A 20,193-nucleotide genomic window follows, 5' to 3' on the forward strand; every position below is an offset into this window, starting at 1 on the left:
GGCAGAGGAGACAGGTGTACATGTGCTTCACGAAGTTCGGCGTGAGACCGATCTGCCCCTCCGAGGCGGCCCGGATGAGGTAGATCCGCCCCCGGGGGTTGTCCATCTCGGTCCCCAACACCAGGTAGGTCGGGCACGTCGGCATGCAGAAGCCGCAGTGCACGCAGTCCAGATACTTCTCGACCTCGGGCGAGTCGTGCAGGTCGAAGGCCGATTTCCGCCCGGTCGGGGCCGGCCCCGCGGTAGCCATGTCAGATTCCCCCTACGAAGCGACCCGGGTTGAGGATCCCCTTCGGGTCGAACTGCGCCTTGAGTCCCTGCATGAGGCGCAGGGCCTTTCCCACCGGTCCCCACACGTCCACCCGCTGCTTCACCGGGAGGGGGGCTTCCAGCACTACCAGGTGCCCCCCGAGCTCGGACGCCACGCCCCGGACGGTCTCCACGTAGTCGGCGACGCGCTCCGCCGGAGCGGCGGCCCCATCCACGGAGAACCGGACGATTCCCGAGCCGGCCTCGGCCACCGCCTGGCAGGCGAGGTGCCGCTGCCCTGCCAACCCCTCGCCCCGGCTCATCAGTTCCGGGACCCGGGTCAGGGGCACGCTTCCCTTCAGGACCAGCGACCGGGCGGCACCGCGACCCGGAAACTCCCGGATCGCGTCCCAGCAGGCGGTATGAGCCGCGCTGGTGAGCGAGTGATCGGCGGTGCTCCCTGCCCCTCGGCAAAACCTGGCCACGTCGTGGAGCTGCGCCCGGACCGCCTCTGGCACGCTGCCGATCATGACGCCGAGCCCCACCTGGCCGGCTGCCCAGGGGACCCCCGCCGCCCGCGCTGCCACCTCCGCGGCGCCGCCGCTCAGGAGCTCCACCGCATGGGGCACCAGAGGCGACCCCAGGATCTCGGCGACGGCCGCCCCCGCGGCCTCGGGGGTCCGGAAGGCGCACAGCTGGGTCTCTTCCGCCGCCGGAAGGGGGTAGAGGCGGAAGGTGACTTCCGTCAGGACCCCCAGGGTTCCGAGGGACCCGATGTAGAGCTTGTTCATGTCGTAGCCGGTGACGTTCTTCACCACCTTGGCCCCGCCCTTCGTCACGGTCCCGTCGGCGTGGACGATCCGAACGGCGATCACCAGGTCCCGGGCGGTGCCGTACCGGAGGCGGCGGGGGCCGCTGGCGTTGGCGGCCAGGATCCCCCCCAATGTGGCCTGGTTGGCGAGGGGGGGGTCCAGGGCGACGAACTGCCCCTTCTCCCCCAGGTGCGCCTGGACCGCGGCCAGGGTCATCCCGGCCTGGAAGCTCGCCGTCATATCGGCCGGCTCGTACTCCACCGCCCGGTTCAGGCGGGCGAGGGAAAGTGCCAGGTCCAGCCGGCGCGGCGGGGCGCCGAGCCCCATCTTCGTCCCGCCGCCCCACGGCGCCACTGCCGCCTCCAGCTCGTGGGCCGCGGCCAGCAGCCGGCTCACCTCCTCCTCGCTGCCGGGGGATGCCACGACAGCGGGGGTGAGCCCATCCACCGCGAAGGGGGCCGCCGCCGGGCCGGTCCGCACGTGCTCGGCCCCCACGATCTCCTGGGCGCGTCTCGCCAGACCCGCCGGATCCCCCATAGCTCCCCCTCCCGTGCCCCCCCTGCCCGTAACAAACGCCAGAATCAGCGTGGCAGCGTCCGGGTCCTGACGCCGGCGCCGCCCCGGCCCCCGACCCCCCTGGGGAACCCTCCCGTGGTTCCCCCCCTCGGCCCAGCGCCGAGGGGTCCCCCCTCCGCTAGGGGGCCGGCGGGCGGCAGCCGGCTCCACCCGGACGCTGGGCCACACGACTCATCTCGTGTCTGTTAGAACCGCTGCGCGATGCCCATCATTTCGAGCCGGTGGGGCCGGTAGCGGATCCCGTCCCGACCCGCGGCGCCGACCTCGACGCAGCTCTTGGAGGTGGGGAAGATCTTCCCGGGGTTCAGGAGGCCGTCGGGGTTGAAGGCCCGCTTGACCTTCAGCATGGCCTCCAGGTCGGCCTCGGTGTACATGAGGGGCATGTAGTCCCGCTTCTCCCGCCCCACCCCGTGCTCCCCGGTGATGCTCCCGCCCATCTCGATGCAGCGCCGCATGATCTTCGCGCCCATCTCTTCCGCCTTGTGCAGCTCCCCTTCGTTGCGGCCATCGTAGAGGATGAGGGGGTGGAGGTTCCCATCCCCAGCGTGGAAGACGTTCGCCACCCGGAGGCCGTACTCCTGGCTGAAGACCCCGATCTCATGGAGGATCTGCGGGAGCTTGGTCCGGGGGATGACGGCGTCCTGGACGTAGTAGTCGGGGCTGATGTGCCCCATGGCGGCGAAGGCCGCCTTGCGCCCCTTCCAGAGCAGGAGCCGCTCCGCGTCGTCCTTCGCGATCCGGATCTCCCGGACCCTGTTCTGCCGCATCACCTTCCTCACCGGCTCCACCAGCGCCTCCACCTCCGCCCGCGGCCCGTCCAACTCCACCAGCAGGACCGAGCCAGCGTCGGTGGGGTACCCGGCCCGAGTCCCCTTCTCCACCGCCTGGATGCTGAGATTGTCCATCATCTCGACACAGGCGGGCAGGATGCCGGCCGCCACGATCCCCGACACCGTGCTGCTGGCGTCGTCGATGGCCTCGAAGACGCCCATCAGGGTCTTGGTGGCCTCCGGCTTCCGCAGGATGCGCACGATGATCTTCGTGCAGATGCCGAAGGTTCCCTCGGAGCCGACGAAGACCCCGGTCAGGTCGTAGCCGGGCGGGTCCAGCGCCTTGCCGCCGAACTCGACCACCTCGCCGTCCGGCAGGACGACCTCCAGCCCCAGCACGTGGTTGGTCGTGACTCCATACTTCGGGGTATGAACGCCCCCGGAGTTCTCCGCCACGTTCCCCCCAATGCTGCAGGCGGTCTGACTGGCCGGGTCCGGGGCGTAGTAGAAGTTGTCCCCGGCGATCTTGTTCGTGAGCCAGACGTTCACCATGCCGGGCTGCACGACGGCTCGCTGGTTGGGAACGTCCACCTCCAGGATGTGGCTCATGCGGTTCAGGCCGATCAGGACCCCACCCTCGAGCGCGAGGGCACCCCCGGAAAGCCCCGTGCCGGCCCCCCGCGCCACGAAGGGGACCCGCTCCCGGTGGCAGAGCCGGACGACCGCCTCCACCTGTTCTCGGGTCCGGGGAAGGACGACCAGCTCCGGGAGGGCCTTGAAGATGGTGAGCCCGTCGCACTCGTAGACCCGGAGCTCATCCTCCTCCGTGATGACTCCCTCCTGCCCCACGATGGCCCCGAGCGCCGCTGCCAGCTGGGCCTTCCGCTGCCGCTCCATGGCCCGCTCCTTCCCTCAGCTCCTCCGCCGCAGATCCCGCGTGCCTCAGTTGGGTCCGACGCTATCCGACCCGCCCCCTCCCTGTCAACGGCCCGGATTCACGCCGCCCCCGCGGCGCTCCCCGCACCTTTCCCGGGACCTCTCACGAAGACTCCAGCGATCTCTCCAGCGTGGGAAGGGGTGCCCCGGGAACGACCGCAACCCCCCCCCAGGGCACGGCCGCCCGGCCAATGGGAGGGGCGTTCGAGGAATTCGAGGAACAGGATGACGTGTCGGAATCAACCCGGAATCTCAACGGGTACGGGGCTGGGGGATGCTAGGCCGAAACGCTGCCGGCTGTCAACTCCCTCGAGGAGAATCGCCGGAGCCCGAGGGGCGCCCCTCGGGGAGGGGCTGGCGGGGGAGGGAGGGCGGCATCAGTCGCTGGACCTCCAGCTTGACGAAGGCCGCAAGCTGGGCCTCGGTCGCCCCGTCCACGTCGTGGAACCGCACCCCCATCCCGCTCGGGGTCATGCCGCCGGAGCTGCCGGCGGTCCAGACGATGGCCCCGGAGAGCTCGAAGAGGCGGGGGACGCCCGGCAGGATGAACTGGAGCTGCAACCGATGGCCGGCCTCGACCGGCAGGTCGGTGCTGAGGAACATGCCGGTCTTGCTCAGATTGAAGATGATCCCCTGCGACTGCCAGCGGCCCACCGTGTAGTTCACCGGGACCCCCAGGGGGACGCGGACCGTGGCCCGCTCCGTTACTCCCCGGGGGTTTACCAACCCCCCCACCCGGTACACGATCTGCGCAAAGGCCGCCCGCTTGTCCTGCACCCCGACCGCCTCCAGCCCGCGGAGCTGCTGGATGGCCTCCTCGATCTCCAGGCCCAGGAGCATGGCGAGAATGGGGGGATGGTGGGGGGACTTGAGGTGCCGGAGGTGCTCGAGCAGATCGAACCCATCCACGGGACTCAGGTGCAGGTCGAGCACCAGGAGATCCACCCGGTGCCCCTCCGCCTCCAGGAGGGCGCGGCCGGCGGGGCCGGTCGTCGCGGTGAGCACCCGGAAGCCGGCCTGGTTGAGCGCCTCCTCCACGGTCTCCCGGAAGAAGCGGGTCTCCTCCACCAGGAGGACGGTTTTGTCGGCGTACCGGCCCCTCATGGGGTAGCCCCGCCGGCCCGCGCGGCAGCCCCGCCGGCCGGCGCCAGCCCCTCCTCCTCCTGGATCATGCTGATGAACGATCCCACGAGCTCCGCATCCAGGGTGCCGTCAGCAGCTCCGGACTGCAGGATCCCGAAGGCTTCCTCCCGGGTGAGGCGGGGCCGATAGGGGCGGTCGGTGATGAGGGCGTCGTACATGTCCACGATGCCGACGATCCGGGCGGTGATGGGGATCGCCTCCCCTCGGAGGCCATCGGGGTAGCCGGTCCCGTTGAACTTCTCGTGGTGATGCCGGATGACGGGGAGGAGGTACCGGATGGACCGGAGCGGCTGGCAGATGCGCTCTCCCACGACCGCGTGGATCTGCATCTGGGCCACCTCTTCCGGGTTCAGGCGGCCGGCCTTGTTCAGAATCGCGTCGGGGACGCCGATTTTCCCGATGTCGTGGAGGATCCCCCCCTTCCAGAGGGACTCCTGGTGTTCCGCGGAGAGGCCGAGCCGCCGGCCGAGCTTGAGGGCCAGCGTGGCGACGCGGAAGATGTGTCCTTCCGTGTAGGGATCCTTTGCCTCGATGGCGTTGGCCAGGGCAAAGAGGACGTTCTCGGCGTTCTCGAGCCGGTCGTTCAGGCGCTTGACCCGGAGCAGGGACTTGACCCGGGCGAGCAGCTCCACCTTCCGGAAGGGCTTGGTGAGGAAGTCGTCGGCCCCGACCTCGATCCCCCGGAGCTTGTCCTCCAGGTCGCTCATGGAGGTCAGGAAAATGATCGGGATGAGGCGGGTGGCCTCGGTCCCCTTCAAGCGGCCGCAGACTTCATAGCCGTTCAGCCCGGGCATGTTGATGTCCAGGAGGATCAGCTCCGGCACCTCCTCAGCCACCTTGGCCAGCGCCTCCTCCCCCCCCTCCGCCAGCGTCACGGCGTAGCCCTCCGCTGTCAGGGCCGCGCGGAGCAGCTCCCGGGCCTGCAGGTTATCGTCCACCACCAGGATGCGGCCGGCCGGCTCGGGCCTATCCACGGGATGCCTCCGTCGGGTTGGCTCGCTCCCGCAGGAGGTCCACGACCACCTGCCGGAGGGCCCGGGGCGCGAAGGGTTTGGCCAGGTAGGCATCGAAGCCGGCCTGGAGGATCCGCTCGCGGTCTCTCTTCATGGCCAGGGCGGTCGTCGCGACGATCGGCACCGCACGAGTCCGGCGGTCTGCGCGCAGCTCTCTGCAGAGGGCGACCCCATCGGTGCCGGGGAGGCTGATGTCCAGGATGATGAGAGCCGGAGTGCTCTTCTCCAACCAGACCCGAGCCTGAAGAGCTCCCTCCGCCTCCACGACCTCGTACCCCACGGCCCGCAGGGCATTGACCGCGAGGCGGCGGTGCAACGGATTGTCCTCCACCACGAGGACGCGGGTGGGGCTCATCACCTACCGCCTGGTGGGCGGGAGGGCCAGCGCGGGGCCTCCGGTCGCGGCCGGCGGTCCCACGGAGGAGAGGGAGAGCGGGGGGAGAACGAGCACGGGGAGGGCCTGGGTCCGGGTGTCCCCCGCCAGGCGCTGGACCAGGCGGAGCACCAGGGCGGACGCCGTGACGTCCGCCACCAGGAGGTCGGGGCGCTCCCGAGCTGCCGCGGCCGCGAGGTCCGCCTCCTCTGCCTCGACCACCAGGTGTGCGCCTCCGGAGAGGGAGGCCCGGACCGCCTGGGCGAAGCCGGGATCATCGGCCGCGACCAGGAGCCGGAGGGGGTTGCCACTCACGGGCAGACCGCGCAAGACGCCCAGCAGGGCCAGAGCCGTGCGGAGGTTGGCGGCGGCCGCGTCCCCATTGGCCTCGAGGATGAGGAGGGGGACCTCCTGGAGCGCCGCCGTGCTCCGGAGTTCGGCCATGATCAGTCGGCCGTCCGAGCGGAAGACCGACGGGGGACAGGCAAGGAGGCTCGGGCCCACCTCACGTCCGAAATCGGCCAGCTCAGCCGGCGGGGCGAGCAGCGCCGTGTCGAACCCCCCGGCGAGCAGCGCGGACCGGAGGCCTGCGGTGACCGCTCCCTCCTCGCCCAGCACCAGGGCACCCCCCTCCTGCAGGTCGGCCGGCGGGAGCGCCTGGGCAGGGGACGCATCCGCGCCCGGGATCGGCAACGCGGCCGAGGGCGCTGTCAGGAGCCGAGGCGGCTGGGGGATGCGGAAGAGGAAGGTGCTCCCCCGCCCGACCTCGCTCTCCACCCAGATCCGGCCGCCGTGGAGCTCGACGAACTTCCGGGTGAGGGCCAGGCCCAGACCGGTCCCCTCGGCCGGGCCGCTGCCGTCGATCTGGACGAACTCTTCGAAGATCCGGTCCTGGTCCTCCCGCCGGATCCCGATCCCGGTATCGGTGACCGCCACCTCCAGGCAGTCCCTCGGACGGACCTCGCTGGCCCAGCTCACCGCAACCCGAATCTCGCCCCCCGCCGGGGTGAACTTGATGGCGTTGGAGAGGAGGTTGTACATGATCTGCTTGAAGCGGCCGGGGTCGGCGATGCAGGTGCTCAGATCAGACCCCACCTGGAACTGGATCCCGATGTTCTTCTTGCCCGCCAGCGATCGCACCAGGGTCCGCAGGCCCTCCAGGGCATCGGCGATCGGGAAGGCCTCCGGGTACAGCTCGATCCGCCCGGATTCCACCTTGGCGAGGTCGAGCACCTCATTGATGAGGCTCAGGAGGTGCCGGCCGCTGATCGCGATGTTCTCGAGGTACGCCCGCTGATCCGTCGTGAGGAACCCGGAAGCCGGCTCCTGCAGCATCTCCGCGAAGCCCATGATGGCGTGCAGGGGGGTCCGGAGCTCGTGGGACATATTGGCGAGGAACTCGGACTTGTGGAGATTGGCCTCGGCCAGCTGCACGTTGGCCCGCCGGAGCTGCAGCTGCTGGACGCGGAGGTGGATGTCCCGCTGGCGCAGCGAGTTGGTCATGGCGTTGAAGGCCTTGGTGAGCTGTCCCACCTCATCCTCGCCGGCCACCGGGATTCGGCGGAAGATCCCCGACGCCACCGTCTTGGTGGCCGCCAGGAGGTCCCGGATCGGGTTACTGATGCTGCGGTAGATGACGATCCCGGCCGCCATGGCGATGAGGAGGCTCGCGCCCAGGAGGAGGAAGGCGAGGTTCAAGACGCCCTGGACTCGCCGGTTCACCGTCCCCAGCTCCCCCAGCACCTCCGCGGCGATGGTATCCGGCAGAACGCGATCGAGGAGTCCGGTCAGGGTGCTCAGGGTCACCCGGAAGCTGTTCAGGCGACCCTCCTGCTCCCGCTGGAGGAAGAGGAGCCGCTCCCGGGCGCCCCGCAGTCCCCGGAAGCGCTGCTGGATCCGCCCGGCGATGATCTGCTCCTCCGGGCCGCCTGTCCCCCCCCGGTAGGTGCCCAAGCCCTTCTCGAAGGCCGACTCCGCCACCCCGAACTTGGCCTGGAAGGCCGGCTCGGGTCGGGCCAGATAGGCGGTCATCGCGGCGCCCATATCGGCCAGGGCCATCTGCATCTCGAAGGCGGACTGGTAGCGGGTCAGGTCGGCCGAGGTGACCTGCTGGCCGGAGAACAGGGCTCGGAGCCGCTCCAGGAAGTTGGGCTCATACCGGTGGGGATCCCCCAGGACCGGCTTGAGCCGGCGCTGGATATTCTCCCCGATGAACAGGGTGAGATCCACCAGCCGGGTCTGGTAGCCGCGGGACGTCTCCCCCTCCTGGAAGCGGAGCTGCACGACCTCCGAACCCAAGGCGCGCAGCTCGTCAGCCGTGGCGGTTAGCTCGGCCACCAGCCGCCCCTCCTCGGGGCTCCCCGTGAGGGCCCGGAGCTCCTCCAACGTCGTGTCCAGGTCCTCCTGAGCCGCTTTGACCCGCTGCTCGGCCACCTCCTCCCGCCCCCCCCGGATGCCCGTGACCGCGGCTCCGTAGGCCTTCGCGGCCGCCTGGAGCCGCTGCACCGCGGTCTGCTTCAGGACCACATTGCGGGCCAGGTAGTCGGTCCGCTGGAAGATGCTGCGGATCTGGGTGAAACTGAAAACGCCGTTGGCGAGGGCAAGGAGCAGCAGAAGGCCGAAGCCGATCTTCAGCTTATCCTGCAGCGACAGGCCCTTTCGCGCCCGCCCCGCTGCCGGTTCCATGGCCACCCTCCCGGAAGCCGGGGTCCCCGGCCCCCGAAAATAACACGAGGGGATTACGTCCGCTCTCGCGCCGTCACGTAAGCCCCTCGCCCCTCGCCCGCCACTTCGGGCCGGTCCCCGGCGCCCCCATGGGGAGGCCAGCACCCGGCCCGCCCTCCCGCGCCTTCCCGGCCCCCGACTCCTTTATGTCCGGCCCTGTGGCGAGCCCGACCTCTTCGGTGGGGTGAACGGAGGGACTCGAACCCTCAACCCCTGGAGCCACAGTCCAGTGCTCTGACCAGTTGAGCTACGCTCACCATGACGGCCGGCTGAGGGGCCGCAGCCCCGGGGCGGCCCGCTCGGACCATTCTCTTCTCTCCCCGGGATCTCCCGGGAGAGCACCCGTGGTGCGCCTGAGAGGATTTGAACCTCTGACACACGGCTCCGGAGGCCGTTGCTCTGTCCGGGCTGAGCTACAGGCGCGCGTTCCGTTCCTACGCGGGACCTGCCCCCGCCGGTCCCCGATCCTGGTCGGGGTGAGCGGATTTGAACCGCTGACCCCCTGCGCCCAAGGCAGGTGCGCTGCCAGGCTGCGCCACACCCCGACTCGGCCAGCTCCTACCGGGGGAGGGCCTCCGTCGCCGACCCGGCCGCCAGCGCTGCCAGGATGGGGCGGCAGGCCAGCAGGGCCTGTGCCCGGTGGCTGATCCGGTTCTTCACGGCTGGGCCCGCCTCCGCCAGGGTCTGGGAGAGCTCCGGCACGAAGAAGATGGGGTCGTACCCGAACCCGCCCGTCCCGCGCGCCTCGAAGGCGATGACCCCCTCCAGGACCCCCTCGCTCCGGCACAGCACCCGACCGGTCGCATCCGCCACCGCGACGGCGCAGCGGAAGCGGGCCGTCCGCCCGTGCCACGGGTAGGTCCGGAGGGCCGCCAGGATCGCGCCCGTCCGTTCGGCGTCCGTGGCTCCCTCTCCGAGAAACCGGGAGGACCGCAGCCCCGGCTCTCCCCCGAGGGGATCCACCTCCAACCCCGAATCATCGGCCAGCGCCAGGTAGCCGGTGCGGGCGGCCGCCGCCAGCGCCTTAGCCTCGGCATTTGCTGCAAGCGTCGGGCCGGGCTCGGGCAGTGGGGGATCTGACGCCGCGGCCGGCAGGGGACACAACTGGAAGGGCAGATCCCCCAGGAGTGTCTCTAACTCGCGAATTTTATGCCTGTTCGCGGTCGCGAGAACGAGCACCATTCTAGGAACCAGCCTGCCTCTTGTCAAGCGGCATCCGGCCAGGCAACCGGTCCCCGACCAACTTTTGCTGCAGCAGGATCAGCTCCCGGATACCCGCGCCGGCCAGGGCCAGCATCTGATCCAGGACGGCCCGATCGAACGGCGTCTCCTCGGCCGTCCCCTGGACCTCCACGAACTTCCCCGCTCCGGTCAGCACCACGTTCATGTCCACCTGGGCGATGGAGTCCTCGGCGTAGGACAGATCCAGGAGGACCTCCCCCTCCACCAGGCCGACGCTCACGGCGCCGACGAAGTCCTTCAGGAGGGATCGGGTCACGGCCCCCTCCTCCCGCAGGTGGTGCAGCGCGTCGGCCAGGGCCACAAAGGCTCCCGTGATCGCCGCGGTCCGGGTCCCCCCGTCCGCCTGCAGGACATCACAGTCGACCCAGAGCGTCCGCTCGCCGAGGCCGGCGAGATCCGTGACGGCCCGAAGGGAGCGGCCGATGAGGCGCTGGATCTCCTGGGTCCGGCCGCTGGGCCGCCCCGCCGTGCTCTCCCGCGGGGTCCGGCTCTGCGTGGCCCGGGGGAGCATGCCGTACTCGGCGGTGACCCAGCCTTGCCCCGTCTCCCGGAGGAACTGGGGCACGCGATCCTCCACCGAGGCGCTGCAGAGGACGCGGGTCTCCCCGACCTCGATGAGGGTCGACCCTTCCGCGTACTTCAGGACGCCCCGGGTGATCTTCACCGGGCGCATCTCGTTCGGCTTGCGGCCGTCGAGCCGCACACATCCCTCCCGGGTCTCAGCGGGCGGACTCGAAGGTGTAACGGGGGACGAAGGGGCGGCGGGCATCGATGTGCCCGGCGAGCGTGGTGATCTCTGCCCCCTCCACGAGGAGCTGCACGCGCTTGACCTGCTCGAGATTAGAGGCGAGGGTATCGACGATGGAGTAGATTGTCAAGAGTTCCCCCGCCGTTCCCCCGGGATGATTCGCCTGGAACTCCCGCGTGAAGTCCACGTAAGCGGTCCCCTCCCCATCGATGTACACCTGGCGGACCCGCGCCCCCTCCGGGATGGTGGGGGCCAGCGTCCCGCCGGGCCCCCGGATGAGCTCATCCAAGAGGCGCCTCGCGTCTTCCACGGCGGTCACCCCCTCCGGGAGCTGCCGCGACTCTTCCCGCAGGGCCGTCGTCTCGGCATCGGCGAAGAAGAGCCGGACCTTCCGGCCGGCCTCCCCGGGGGTGGCCGGCGCCGGGATGGCAACGGGAGGAGGGAGAGGCTCGCGAGGAATGTCGGAGGGGACGGTCACGCGCCCCAGGAGGATCCCCAGGCCGATGAGGAGCAGGCCGCCAGCGGCCACGGCTGCGGCGGGAAGCCAGCGGCGGAGATCCATGGGGGTCCTAGCCTGCCGGGGCAGCCGGGCCGATGCCCAGCCGCTTCTCGTAGCGGGTGCGGAACTTCACGATGCCCTGCAGGAGAGCCTCGGCCACGCGCTGCCTGTAGGACTCCCCCTGGAGCTTCCGTTCCTCCTGGGCGTTGCTGATGAAAGCCACCTCCACCAACGCGGAGGGCATGGCCGCCCCCATGAGGACGAAGAAGGGACCGGACTTCACGCCCCGGTTGTTCACGTTGAGGATCTTGTCCAGCTCTTCCAGCATCATGCCCGCCAGCGCCGCGGATTCCCGGGTGTAGAGCGCGTAGGCCATGTCCCAGAGGATGGCCTTCACCGAGTCCTGCCCCTTCCCGGCCAGGCCCTCTTCGGTCAGCGGCACGTTCTCCCGGATCGCAGAGGCTCGCGCATCGCTATCGGAGGGCTCCTTACTCAGGAAGTAGGTCTCGAAGCCGATGGCCCGGCTCTTCGGGGCAGCGTTCACGTGGATACTCAGAAAGAAATCGGCCTTCGCACGGTTGGCGATGGCCGTCCGCTCCTCCAGGGAAATGAAGACGTCCTCCCGACGGGTGAGGATGACCGCGAGGCCCAGGCGGCTCTTGATCAGCTTCTCCAGCCGCAGGGCGATGTCGAGGACGACGTCCTTCTCCCTGAGGCCCCCGGAGCCGATTGCCCCCGGGTCCCGGCCGCCGTGGCCAGGGTCAATCACGATGGTCCGGATCCCTGCGGGGGAGGGGGCCGCGGGAGGGGGAGGACCAGTGCCGGGCGGAGCGGTGGGGAGGGGCGCGGCCGGGACCGAAGGGGCGGCGGCCGTGGGCGGCGGCCCCGCCGCCGGGCCGCTCGGCACCGCCTTTCCCCGGTACAGGTCGAGGACGATCCGGTCCGGGTTCTTCAGGGCGAAGGCCCGCGTGAAGCCGCGGCCCGGCTCCGTCTGGACCACGAAGCGGGCCACCCCCTCCGCCTGGCTCGCCTCCACGCCCCGGACCAAGCCGTCGTGGATGGGCAGGGGGCGCAGGAGGGCCGGCGGGAGGATTCCCCCCGTCACTTCCAGGGTGAGGGTCCTCGTCTCATCCTCCCGCAGGACGAACTCCAGGGGACGGGCGGTCTCCCAGACGATCCGCGTGTACTCAGGATAGGTCCGGTGGCGCACCAGCCGGAGCGTGTGCTCGGTGCTCCCCACCCAGAGGATGCGCCGGACATCGTCCCAGAAGACCCGTTCCTCTCCGTACCGCTCCCCCATCGCAATGGTCAGCACCTCCAGCGGGACCCAGAGCTGCCCCGCCCGGAGGACGGGTGGCGCAGCCAGGCCGACCTCCCGGTTGCCCACCTGGACGCGGGAGACGTTCTCCGTCAGGCCCAGGACCCCCTTCGCGAGGCGCAGCAGGAACCGACCGTTCGCCCGCTGGATGCTCCCCTCCGTGACGGCCGCCACCTCGTCGAGAGGCACGTACTCCTTGCCCCGGAGGACCTCAGTCGGGATCGCCTTCCAGCGGTCTCCGTACAGCACTTCCACGGAGGCCGCAAGGGTTTGCCCACTCGGAACAAGGAGAAGCGCCAGAGCTCCGAGGAGGAGGCCTCCGGCGCGGCAAACTTCAAGTGGTCTCTGCTGTCTGATAGCTAACCCTCCATGACAACGGGGCTGATGATTAGCATACCCCCCCGGGGGAAGTCAAGAGCATCTCTGCGGGTCCCCGAACCCCGGCGAAAAAAATCCCCAGGGCGCCATCTGGCCGCCCCGGGGCACGCCATCCCCCCGACAGAGTGGGTCGCCCGCCTACCGGTGGGGGGGCACCCCCTGCCGGCCGGCCGAGCGGCTCACCGGCTCGACCGCCCCGGTCGCCACCGCCACGATGAAGTCGGCGAACCGGCGGGTCGGATCGAAGCCGAGGAGCAGAGGCGCGTCGGCCACGAAGTTGGACAGGGCGTTCATATCATAGTAGTAGATCTGCCCGTCCCCCTTGTAGCGCAGGTACTCCACGCCCCCGACGTCGATCTGCGCCTCCCGGGTAAGCCGCAGCACGTCCGAGATGACCGAAGCCGGCGGATCGAACCTCTCCACCCGTCGGGCCAGCGCGGGGCTGATCTCTGCGGGACATGCCCCCGCGGCGGCCGGCGCCGCGGCCTCCACCTGGCAGAGATCGGCCGGGCAGAGGTTGAATCCGGCCATCGGGTCCGTGGTGATCCGGATCGCGTAGAGGAACTCGCCCCCCAGCACCTCGACCCGGACGATGCTCCCGTCTTCGCTCTCCAGGTACTCCTGGAGGAGGGCGGTCCCGTCCGGCCCCAGGGCGAGGGCGTTGTGCTTTACCGCCTCCTCGAGTGCCTCGGGCCGGTCGAACCGGATGATCCCGGCCCCACTCCCTCCGACGTTCGGCTTGAGAACCACCGGGAACCGGAACGCTGGGAGCAGATCGAGGACCCGCCCGGGCTGGTTCAGGACCGCACATCGCGGGTACGGGAGACCGAGGCGCTCCATGAGCAACGCCTGCGCGGCCTTCGAGGCCTCGTACCGGTAGGAGGCTGCCGGGTTGATAATGGGCGTCCCAATCTCTTCGAAGTAGGTGAGCACCTGGTGGGCGTAGAACAGGCTGCTGGCATGTCCTCGGGTGTGGGCGGACGGGCTCACCCGGTTGACGAGGACGGAAAACCGGGCCCCCCGGTCGGCCGGGGAGAAGGCATGATTACTGACATCGATTTTCTCGAAGGGAAGATCGCGCCGCCGGAGCTCGGTGATCAACCGGTCGGACCAGTGCGGGTGCTCGTCCAGGAGGCCGATGGGAAGACGAAGCGTCTGCTGCACGGGCGCTACCCTTCGTCAGAGGGGTGAAACGCCGGCGACGGCCGGAAACGCCCCGGATCGGGGTCTACCGATTCAGGCTAGCCCACCGGAGCCAACCTGTCCACCCCGTCCTCTCGTATGGAGGGCAGATCCCCGCAAGTCTCCTCGCCAACCACAGATGGGGACCGGTTTTCGCCTTGACAGGCTCTTCATTCGCCCCGTAGCGTGAGCCTACCGTGGGAGGGCTGGAGGTCGTCCTCCGGGCGGTGGTGGGTCGGGGGGTTGGAGCATGCCGTTTCTATTGCCTGCGCTGCGGGGTTCGTTCCGGACATACCTGCTTATCGGGACCGGACTCATCGCGGCTCTCGCGCTCATCCTGCTCGGGATGGGCCGGGTGCCCTGGTGCGAGTGCGGGTACGTGAAGCTCTGGCACGGCCTTGTCTCGAGTCCTGAGAACTCACAGCACATCTCGGACTGGTATACCTTCTCGCACATCATCCACGGGTTCGGGTTCTACTGGATTTTGTGGCGGTTGGCGCGGGGGCTGCCGATGGGTCTGCGCGCGGTGATCGCCGTCATCGCCGAGGCGTCCTGGGAAACCTTCGAGAACACCGAGTTCATCCTCAACCGGTACCGCGCGGTGACGATCTCGCTCGGCTACTACGGCGACAGCGTCATCAACTCGATGGGCGACGTCCTCGCAATGGGGCTCGGGTTTGCGCTCGCCGCGCGGCTCCCGGTGTGGGCCACCATCGCGCTCACGGCAGCGCTCGAGGGCTTCGTCGGCTACTGGATCCGGGACAACCTCGCCCTCAATATCCTCATGCTCATCCACCCGTTTGAAGCCATCAGAACGTGGCAGCTCGGCGGGTAGGCCCCGGAAGGCGACCTGAACGCAGGAACGCCCGGGCCTTTCGACCCGGGCGTTCGGTATTAATTATCCCGGCAACGACCTACTCTCCCACCCAGTTGCCCAGGCAGTACCATCGGCGCAGGAGGGCTTAACTTCCGTGTTCGGGATGGGAACGGGTGTTTCCCCTCCGCCATGGTCACCGGGAATGGGACCAAGGGAATAGCGTTGGTGGGTAGGACCGACCTCGCGAGGGAAAAATGGGGTCAAGCCGCACGACCGATTAGTACCGCTCAGCTGAGCCCATTCCTGGGCGTACACTTGCGGCCTATCAACCCGGTCGTCTTCCGGGGGTCTTCAGGTGGCTTGCGCCACGGGAGACCTCATCTTGAGGTGGGCTTCACGCTTAGATGCTTTCAGCGTTTATCCCTGCCGAACATAGCTACCCGGCGCTGCCCCTGGCGGGACAGCCGGAACACTAGAGGTTCGTCCACCCCGGTCCTCTCGTACTAAGGGCAGATCCTCTCAAGTCTCCTGCGCCCACGGCAGATAGGGACCGAACTGTCTCACGACGTTCTAAACCCAGCTCGCGTACCGCTTTAATGGGCGAACAGCCCAACCCTTGGGACCTGCTTCAGCCCCAGGATGCGATGAGCCGACATCGAGGTGCCAAACCTCCCCGTCGATGTGGACTCTTGGGGGAGATAAGCCTGTTATCCCCGGAGTACCTTTTATCCTTTGAGCGACGGCCCTTCCACGCGGAACCGCCGGATCACTAAGCCCTGCTTTCGCACCTGCTTGACTTGTGGGTCTCGCAGTTAAGCCCCCTTATGCCTTTACACTCAACGCACGATTGCCGACCGTGCTGAGGGGACCTTTGGGAGCCTCCGTTACGCTTTAGGAGGCGACCGCCCCAGTCAAACTGCCCACCTGACCTTGTCCCCGACCTGGATCACAGGCCTGAGTTAGAATCCCAGAGCAGCAAGGGTGGTATCTCAAGGTTGGCTCCGCAGGGACTGACGCCCCTGTTTCATCGCCTCCCACCTATCCTGCACATACCGCACCAAGATCCAATGTCAGGCTACAGTAAAGGTTCACGGGGTCTTTCCGTCTAGCCGCGGGTACCCGGCATCTTCACCGGGACTTCAATTTCACCGAGCCACTCGCCGAGACAGCGGCCAAGTCGTTACACCATTCGTGCAGGTCGGAACTTACCCGACAAGGAATTTCGCTCAGTCGTGTTACGTCCCGGATGGGAACGGGTGAGTCGTTTCGGTTCCGCTCACCTCTGCGCGTCGCCGCGCAGCTCGGACCATATCATCCTCCGGCCGAGGAGACCGGAGGTCCGGCGTATGGCCTCTGAGGATTCTGAGCGCCGCGATTCATTCGACTGGCTAATTGCCTGATCCGTTCAAGACCCTCCGTCGTCAGGTGATCACCATGTTCCATCATCGCAATCACCTCGGCAAGGCGATCGAAACTCGACCGCTTCACCGTCCGCAACGGATGCTCCCTGAAGAACGCAACGACCTTTCCTAACTCCTTCAGCCCCCGGATGCGGAGTTCCTTACGATCACCATGGTTCGTGGTGATCTGACCGCAACCAAAGAACTCGCGGAGTCGCTCCAAGATCGCTACGTCCCTCTCGTGCTGAACCACGCGGAACTCCGGAAGGACTTGCCAGCCGACCCTCATCGTGGGCTGCCGATTCACGCCAACGAAGAAACACCCCTCTCCGTCGACGAAACCGACAACCCAATCGGCGCTCAGCCTTTCCTGCTGGTTGTCTGCACCGGTCGGATTGTCACTCATGTCATGAGTACCGCCGGATACACCAGAGTTTCCAGCATATAGCCGGATGCGTTCGCTGACATTACTGGCAGCGTGGGCTCGCGATCGAACCTTAGGACCGTTATAGTTCACCTTGTCCCTATGTCGCCATAAGGGGTGGACCATATCTTCATCCCAATTCTACTCCTTGGGAGCTCGGCGTATGGTCTCTGAGGATTCCGAGGCTGACTTCGCCCCGGCCTTTCCTGCTGATTGTCCGCACCGGACGCATTGTCACTGACCTCGCGGCCAGTAGCGCCGGATTCACGGGGTTTCCAGCATATAGCCGAGTTTCCTCTGGAGCGTCACCGCTCCAGAGCCGCAACGTGATTACGGCCGCCGTTTACCGGGGCTTCGATTCAGGGCTTCTCCCTTGCGGGATGACCCCTCCTGTTAACCTTCCGGCACCGGGCAGGTGTCAGTGGGTATACGGCGCCTTACGGCTTAGCACCCACCTGTGTTTTTAGTAAACAGTCGCTTGGCCTGTTTCTCTGCGACCTCCCAGCGCTTTGGAGGGCGAACCCCCTCACGCTGGTGTGGTACCCCTTCTCCCGAAGTTACGGGGTCATTTTGCCGAGTTCCTTGGCGAGTGTTCTCTCGAGCGCCTTGGGATACTCTCCCCGTCTACCTGTGTCGGTTTGCGGTACGGTCACCTGGCGGCTCGCTAGAGGATTTTCTTGGCAGCATGGGCTCAGCCAGTTCGCCCTGCCGAAGCAGGGCTCCCCATCACCTCTCGGAGGTAGCGGCCCCGCGGATTTGCCTACGGGACCCTCCTACCGGCTTAGACCCGCACGTCCGATCGCGGGCTGACCTACCCTCCTGCGTCTCCCCATCGCGTCTTTGGCGCCGCCCGGTGGTACGGGAATATTAACCCGTTGCCCTTCGCCTACGCCTGTCGGCCTCGGCTTAGGTACCGACTAACCCTGAGCGGATTAGCCTTCCTCAGGAAACCTTAGACTTCCGGCGGCCGGGATTTTCACCCGGCTTCTCGCTACTTAGGCCGGCAGAATCACTTCTGTACGGTCCAGCGGTCCTTGCGGTCCGCCTTCACCCCATACAGAACGCTCCCCTACCGATCCCCCTTGCAGGAGATCCCGCAGCTTCGGTACCCGGCTTGAGCCCCGTTGAATTGTCGGCGCGAGCGCACTTGACCAGTGAGCTGTTACGCACTCTTTAAAGGATGGCTGCCTCTAAGCCAACCTCCTGGTTGTCTGAGCGCTCTCACATCCTTTCCCACTTAGCCGGGATTTCGGGACCTTAGCTGGCGGTCTGGGCTGTTTCCCTCTCGACCATGGAGCTTAGCCCCCACAGTCTGACTCCCGCGATGCGCATTGACGGCATTCGGAGTTTGGTTGAGGTCAGCACCCGGGTAAGGGCCTTAGCTCATCCAGTGCTCTACCGCCGTCAGCGATCTCGCGAGGCTAGCCCTAAAGCTATTTCGGGGAGAACCAGCTATTTCCAGGTTTGATAGGCCTTTCACTCCTACCCCCAGTTCATCCGAGCTGTTTTCAACCAACACCGGTTCGGCCCTCCACGGAGTATTACCTCCGCTTCAGCCTGACCAGGGGTAGCTCACCTGGCTTCGGGTCTACTCCGTGCAACTAAACGCCCTATTCGGACTCGCTTTCGCTCCGGCTCCGCCTCACGGCTTAACCTTGCTGCACAGAGTAACTCGCCGGCTCATTATGCAAAAGGCACGCGGTCAGGCATTCCCCTTGCGGGGCATAGCCCTTCCACTGCTTGTAGGCATACGGTTTCAGGTACTATTTCACTCCCCTCACAGGGGTGCTTTTCACCTTTCCCTCGCGGTACTTGTGCGCTATCGGTCACCAGCGAGTCTTTAGCCTTGGAGGGTGGTCCCCCCGAATTCCCACAGGATTCCACGTGTCCCGTGGTACTTGGGTGTCCAGCGCGGGGAGCCGCTCTCCTTTACCCTACAGGGCTGTCACCTGCTGCGGCCAGCCTTTCCAGACTGTTCGGTTAGGAGAGCGGTTTCTGACTCCCCGGCGCTGCCGTACCAGCGCCAGGCTGGATCCCACGACCCCGACGGCACAACGCGCACGGGCTGTCACGTGCCGCCGGTTTGGGCTGTTCCCTTTTCGCTCGCCGCTACTGGGGGAATCGCGGTTGCTTTCTTTTCCTCAGGGTACTGAGATGTTTCAGTTCCCCTGGTTTGCCTCCCGACCCTATGAATTCAGGCCGGGATGACCGGACACGACTCCGGCCGGGTTTCCCCATTCGGGCATCCCCGGATCAACGCCTGTTTGCGGCTTCCCGGGGCTTATCGCAGCTTACCACGCCCTTCATCGCCTGCTGGTGCCAAGGCATCCACCGTATGCCCTTAGTAGCTTGACCCCACTTCCCTCAGGAAGGTGCGGACAGAAACCAGCGTCCCCGGCCGCACCCACGAAGAGGTCGGTGTCCTGGTTCACCACCAACGCTATTCACTTGTCAAAGAGCCTGCGGGATTTCCCCGCCGGAACCCTTCCCCCCCGGCTCCAGCGGCCCTGGTGGAGATGAGCGGAGTCGAACCGCCGACCCCCTGCTTGCAAAGCAGGTGCTCTCCCGACTGAGCTACATCCCCACGGAGAGCTCGGCGGCGGCGGCCGTCCCGTCCGGGGACCGCCCTCCGCCCTCAGGTGGTGGGCCTTTCTGGCTTCGAACCAGAGACCTCACGCTTATCAAGCGTGCGCTCTAACCAACTGAGCTAAAGGCCCGAGGGGGAACAGAAACACGACGGCTACCCCCGGCCGGTAGACCGGAGGCAGCCGAAGGGAAACAATATCGCGTTACCAGCCTAGGGCCGATCGACCTGGAATTCTCTCGGGGTCCTCATCGGCCCCCGCGAGCTCCTTAGAAAGGAGGTGATCCAGCCGCACCTTCCGATACGGCTACCTTGTTACGACTTCACCCCAATCACCGATCATACCTTCGGCGCCTGCCTCCCTTGCGGGTTGGCCCAGCGACTTCGAGTACAACCGGCTTTCGTGGTGTGACGGGCGGTGTGTACAAGGCCCGGGAACGTATTCACCGCGCCGTGCTGATGCGCGATTACTAGCGATTCCTCCTTCATGCAGGCGAGTTGCAGCCTGCAATCTGAACTTAGACCGGCTTTTTGGGGTTAGCTCCACCTCGCGGTCTCGCATCCCTCTGTGCCGGCCATTGTAGCACGTGTGTAGCCCAGGGCGTAAGGGGCATGATGACTTGACGTCGTCCCCACCTTCCTCCGGCTTGACGCCGGCAGTTCCCTTAGAGTGCCCAGCGTGACCTGCTGGCAACAAAGGGCGAGGGTTGCGCTCGTTGCGGGACTTAACCCAACATCTCACGACACGAGCTGACGACAGCCATGCACCACCTGTCTCCCGGCTCCCTTGCGGGCACCCCCTCCTTTCGGAGGGGTTCCGGGGATGTCAAGCCCTGGTAAGGTTCTTCGCGTTGCGTCGAATTAAACCACATGCTCCACCGCTTGTGCGGGCCCCCGTCAATTCCTTTGAGTTTCAACCTTGCGGCCGTACTCCCCAGGCGGGGCACTTAATGCGTTAGCTGCGGCACGGAAGGGGTCGATACCTCCCACACCTAGTGCCCATTG

Annotated in this window: 13 protein-coding genes, 5 tRNA genes and 3 rRNA genes; 1 reads left to right on the forward strand and 20 read right to left on the reverse strand. The window is 67.3% G+C overall.

Features of this window, described 5'->3' with window-relative positions:
- From VGT06_05780 to VGT06_05850, 15 genes are all read right to left on the reverse strand, one after another.
- Positions 1–250 (reverse strand): 4Fe-4S dicluster domain-containing protein (locus tag VGT06_05780; GenBank protein ID HEV8662639.1); only part of this gene is annotated, 250 nt, incomplete at its 3' end.
- A 1-nt stretch (position 251) separates the two neighbouring features.
- Complete coding sequence (locus tag VGT06_05785) at positions 252–1,598, reverse strand: FAD-binding oxidoreductase (GenBank protein ID HEV8662640.1); 1,347 nt, start codon at positions 1,596–1,598, stop codon at positions 252–254.
- A 224-nt stretch (positions 1,599–1,822) separates the two neighbouring features.
- Positions 1,823–3,304, reverse strand: coding sequence for an FAD-linked oxidase C-terminal domain-containing protein (locus tag VGT06_05790; protein ID HEV8662641.1), 1,482 nt, complete (start codon positions 3,302–3,304; stop codon positions 1,823–1,825).
- A gap of 339 nt (positions 3,305–3,643) precedes the next feature.
- A complete protein-coding gene (locus tag VGT06_05795; protein HEV8662642.1) occupies positions 3,644–4,447 on the reverse strand; it encodes a PilZ domain-containing protein in 804 nt (267 codons plus the stop codon).
- Complete coding sequence (locus VGT06_05800) at positions 4,444–5,460, reverse strand: HD domain-containing phosphohydrolase (protein ID HEV8662643.1); 1,017 nt, start codon at positions 5,458–5,460, stop codon at positions 4,444–4,446. The genes VGT06_05795 and VGT06_05800 overlap by 4 nt, the downstream gene beginning before the upstream one ends.
- Entirely contained in the window at positions 5,453–5,854 is a 402-nt protein-coding gene (locus VGT06_05805; GenBank protein HEV8662644.1) for a response regulator, read from the reverse strand. Before VGT06_05805 ends, VGT06_05800 begins: the two co-directional genes overlap by 8 nt.
- A gap of 3 nt (positions 5,855–5,857) precedes the next feature.
- On the reverse strand, positions 5,858–8,557 hold the full coding sequence (locus VGT06_05810) for a HAMP domain-containing sensor histidine kinase (protein ID HEV8662645.1): 2,700 nt from the start codon (positions 8,555–8,557) through the stop codon (positions 5,858–5,860).
- Between the two features lie 219 nt (positions 8,558–8,776).
- Positions 8,777–8,853, reverse strand: a tRNA-His gene (locus tag VGT06_05815).
- Between the two features lie 88 nt (positions 8,854–8,941).
- A tRNA-Arg gene (locus VGT06_05820) sits at positions 8,942–9,019 on the reverse strand.
- A gap of 45 nt (positions 9,020–9,064) precedes the next feature.
- Positions 9,065–9,141: transfer RNA gene (locus VGT06_05825), tRNA-Pro, on the reverse strand.
- A 13-nt stretch (positions 9,142–9,154) separates the two neighbouring features.
- A complete protein-coding gene (locus tag VGT06_05830) occupies positions 9,155–9,778 on the reverse strand; it encodes a non-canonical purine NTP pyrophosphatase (protein HEV8662646.1) in 624 nt (207 codons plus the stop codon).
- A gap of 1 nt (position 9,779) precedes the next feature.
- On the reverse strand, positions 9,780–10,541 hold the full coding sequence (gene rph / locus VGT06_05835; GenBank protein HEV8662647.1) for a ribonuclease PH: 762 nt from the start codon (positions 10,539–10,541) through the stop codon (positions 9,780–9,782).
- 16 nt (positions 10,542–10,557) lie between these two features.
- Positions 10,558–11,148, reverse strand: a complete 591-nt coding sequence (locus VGT06_05840; GenBank protein ID HEV8662648.1) for a GerMN domain-containing protein — start codon at positions 11,146–11,148, stop codon at positions 10,558–10,560.
- A 7-nt stretch (positions 11,149–11,155) separates the two neighbouring features.
- Positions 11,156–12,658: an N-acetylmuramoyl-L-alanine amidase gene (locus VGT06_05845; protein HEV8662649.1), complete on the reverse strand. Its 1,503-nt coding sequence runs from the start codon at positions 12,656–12,658 to the stop codon at positions 11,156–11,158.
- Between the two features lie 261 nt (positions 12,659–12,919).
- Positions 12,920–13,945: a hypothetical protein gene (locus VGT06_05850; protein HEV8662650.1), complete on the reverse strand. Its 1,026-nt coding sequence runs from the start codon at positions 13,943–13,945 to the stop codon at positions 12,920–12,922.
- Between the two features lie 268 nt (positions 13,946–14,213).
- Between VGT06_05850 and VGT06_05855 the strand changes: the two genes are divergently transcribed.
- Entirely contained in the window at positions 14,214–14,798 is a 585-nt protein-coding gene (locus VGT06_05855; protein HEV8662651.1) for a DUF2585 domain-containing protein, read from the forward strand.
- A 66-nt stretch (positions 14,799–14,864) separates the two neighbouring features.
- Here VGT06_05855 and rrf read toward each other — a convergent pair.
- From rrf to VGT06_05880, 5 genes are all read right to left on the reverse strand, one after another.
- A 5S ribosomal RNA gene (gene rrf, locus VGT06_05860) occupies positions 14,865–14,981 on the reverse strand.
- Positions 14,982–15,036: 55 nt separating this feature from the next.
- Positions 15,037–18,959: ribosomal RNA gene (locus VGT06_05865) — 23S ribosomal RNA — on the reverse strand.
- A gap of 153 nt (positions 18,960–19,112) precedes the next feature.
- A tRNA-Ala gene (locus VGT06_05870) sits at positions 19,113–19,188 on the reverse strand.
- Between the two features lie 56 nt (positions 19,189–19,244).
- A tRNA-Ile gene (locus tag VGT06_05875) sits at positions 19,245–19,321 on the reverse strand.
- A 140-nt stretch (positions 19,322–19,461) separates the two neighbouring features.
- Positions 19,462–20,193: ribosomal RNA gene (locus tag VGT06_05880) — 16S ribosomal RNA — on the reverse strand; the annotation flags it as partial.

Source organism: Candidatus Methylomirabilis sp. (assembly GCA_036000645.1).
Lineage (GTDB): Bacteria > Methylomirabilota > Methylomirabilia > Methylomirabilales > JACPAU01 > JACPAU01.

Excerpts from the sequence above, each read along its gene's own strand:
- VGT06_05790 (HEV8662641.1), bottom strand. The coding sequence starts at position 3,304 with ATGGAGCGGCAGCGGAAGGCCCAGCTGGCAGCGGCGCTCGGGGCCATC.
- VGT06_05840 (HEV8662648.1), bottom strand. The coding sequence starts at position 11,148 with ATGGATCTCCGCCGCTGGCTTCCCGCCGCAGCCGTGGCCGCTGGCGGC.
- VGT06_05830 (HEV8662646.1), bottom strand. The coding sequence starts at position 9,778 with ATGGTGCTCGTTCTCGCGACCGCGAACAGGCATAAAATTCGCGAGTTA.
- VGT06_05810 (HEV8662645.1), bottom strand. The coding sequence starts at position 8,557 with ATGGAACCGGCAGCGGGGCGGGCGCGAAAGGGCCTGTCGCTGCAGGAT.
- VGT06_05795 (HEV8662642.1), bottom strand. The coding sequence starts at position 4,447 with ATGAGGGGCCGGTACGCCGACAAAACCGTCCTCCTGGTGGAGGAGACC.
- VGT06_05805 (HEV8662644.1), bottom strand. The coding sequence starts at position 5,854 with ATGAGCCCCACCCGCGTCCTCGTGGTGGAGGACAATCCGTTGCACCGC.
- VGT06_05785 (HEV8662640.1), bottom strand. The coding sequence starts at position 1,598 with ATGGGGGATCCGGCGGGTCTGGCGAGACGCGCCCAGGAGATCGTGGGG.
- VGT06_05855 (HEV8662651.1), top strand. The coding sequence starts at position 14,214 with ATGCCGTTTCTATTGCCTGCGCTGCGGGGTTCGTTCCGGACATACCTG.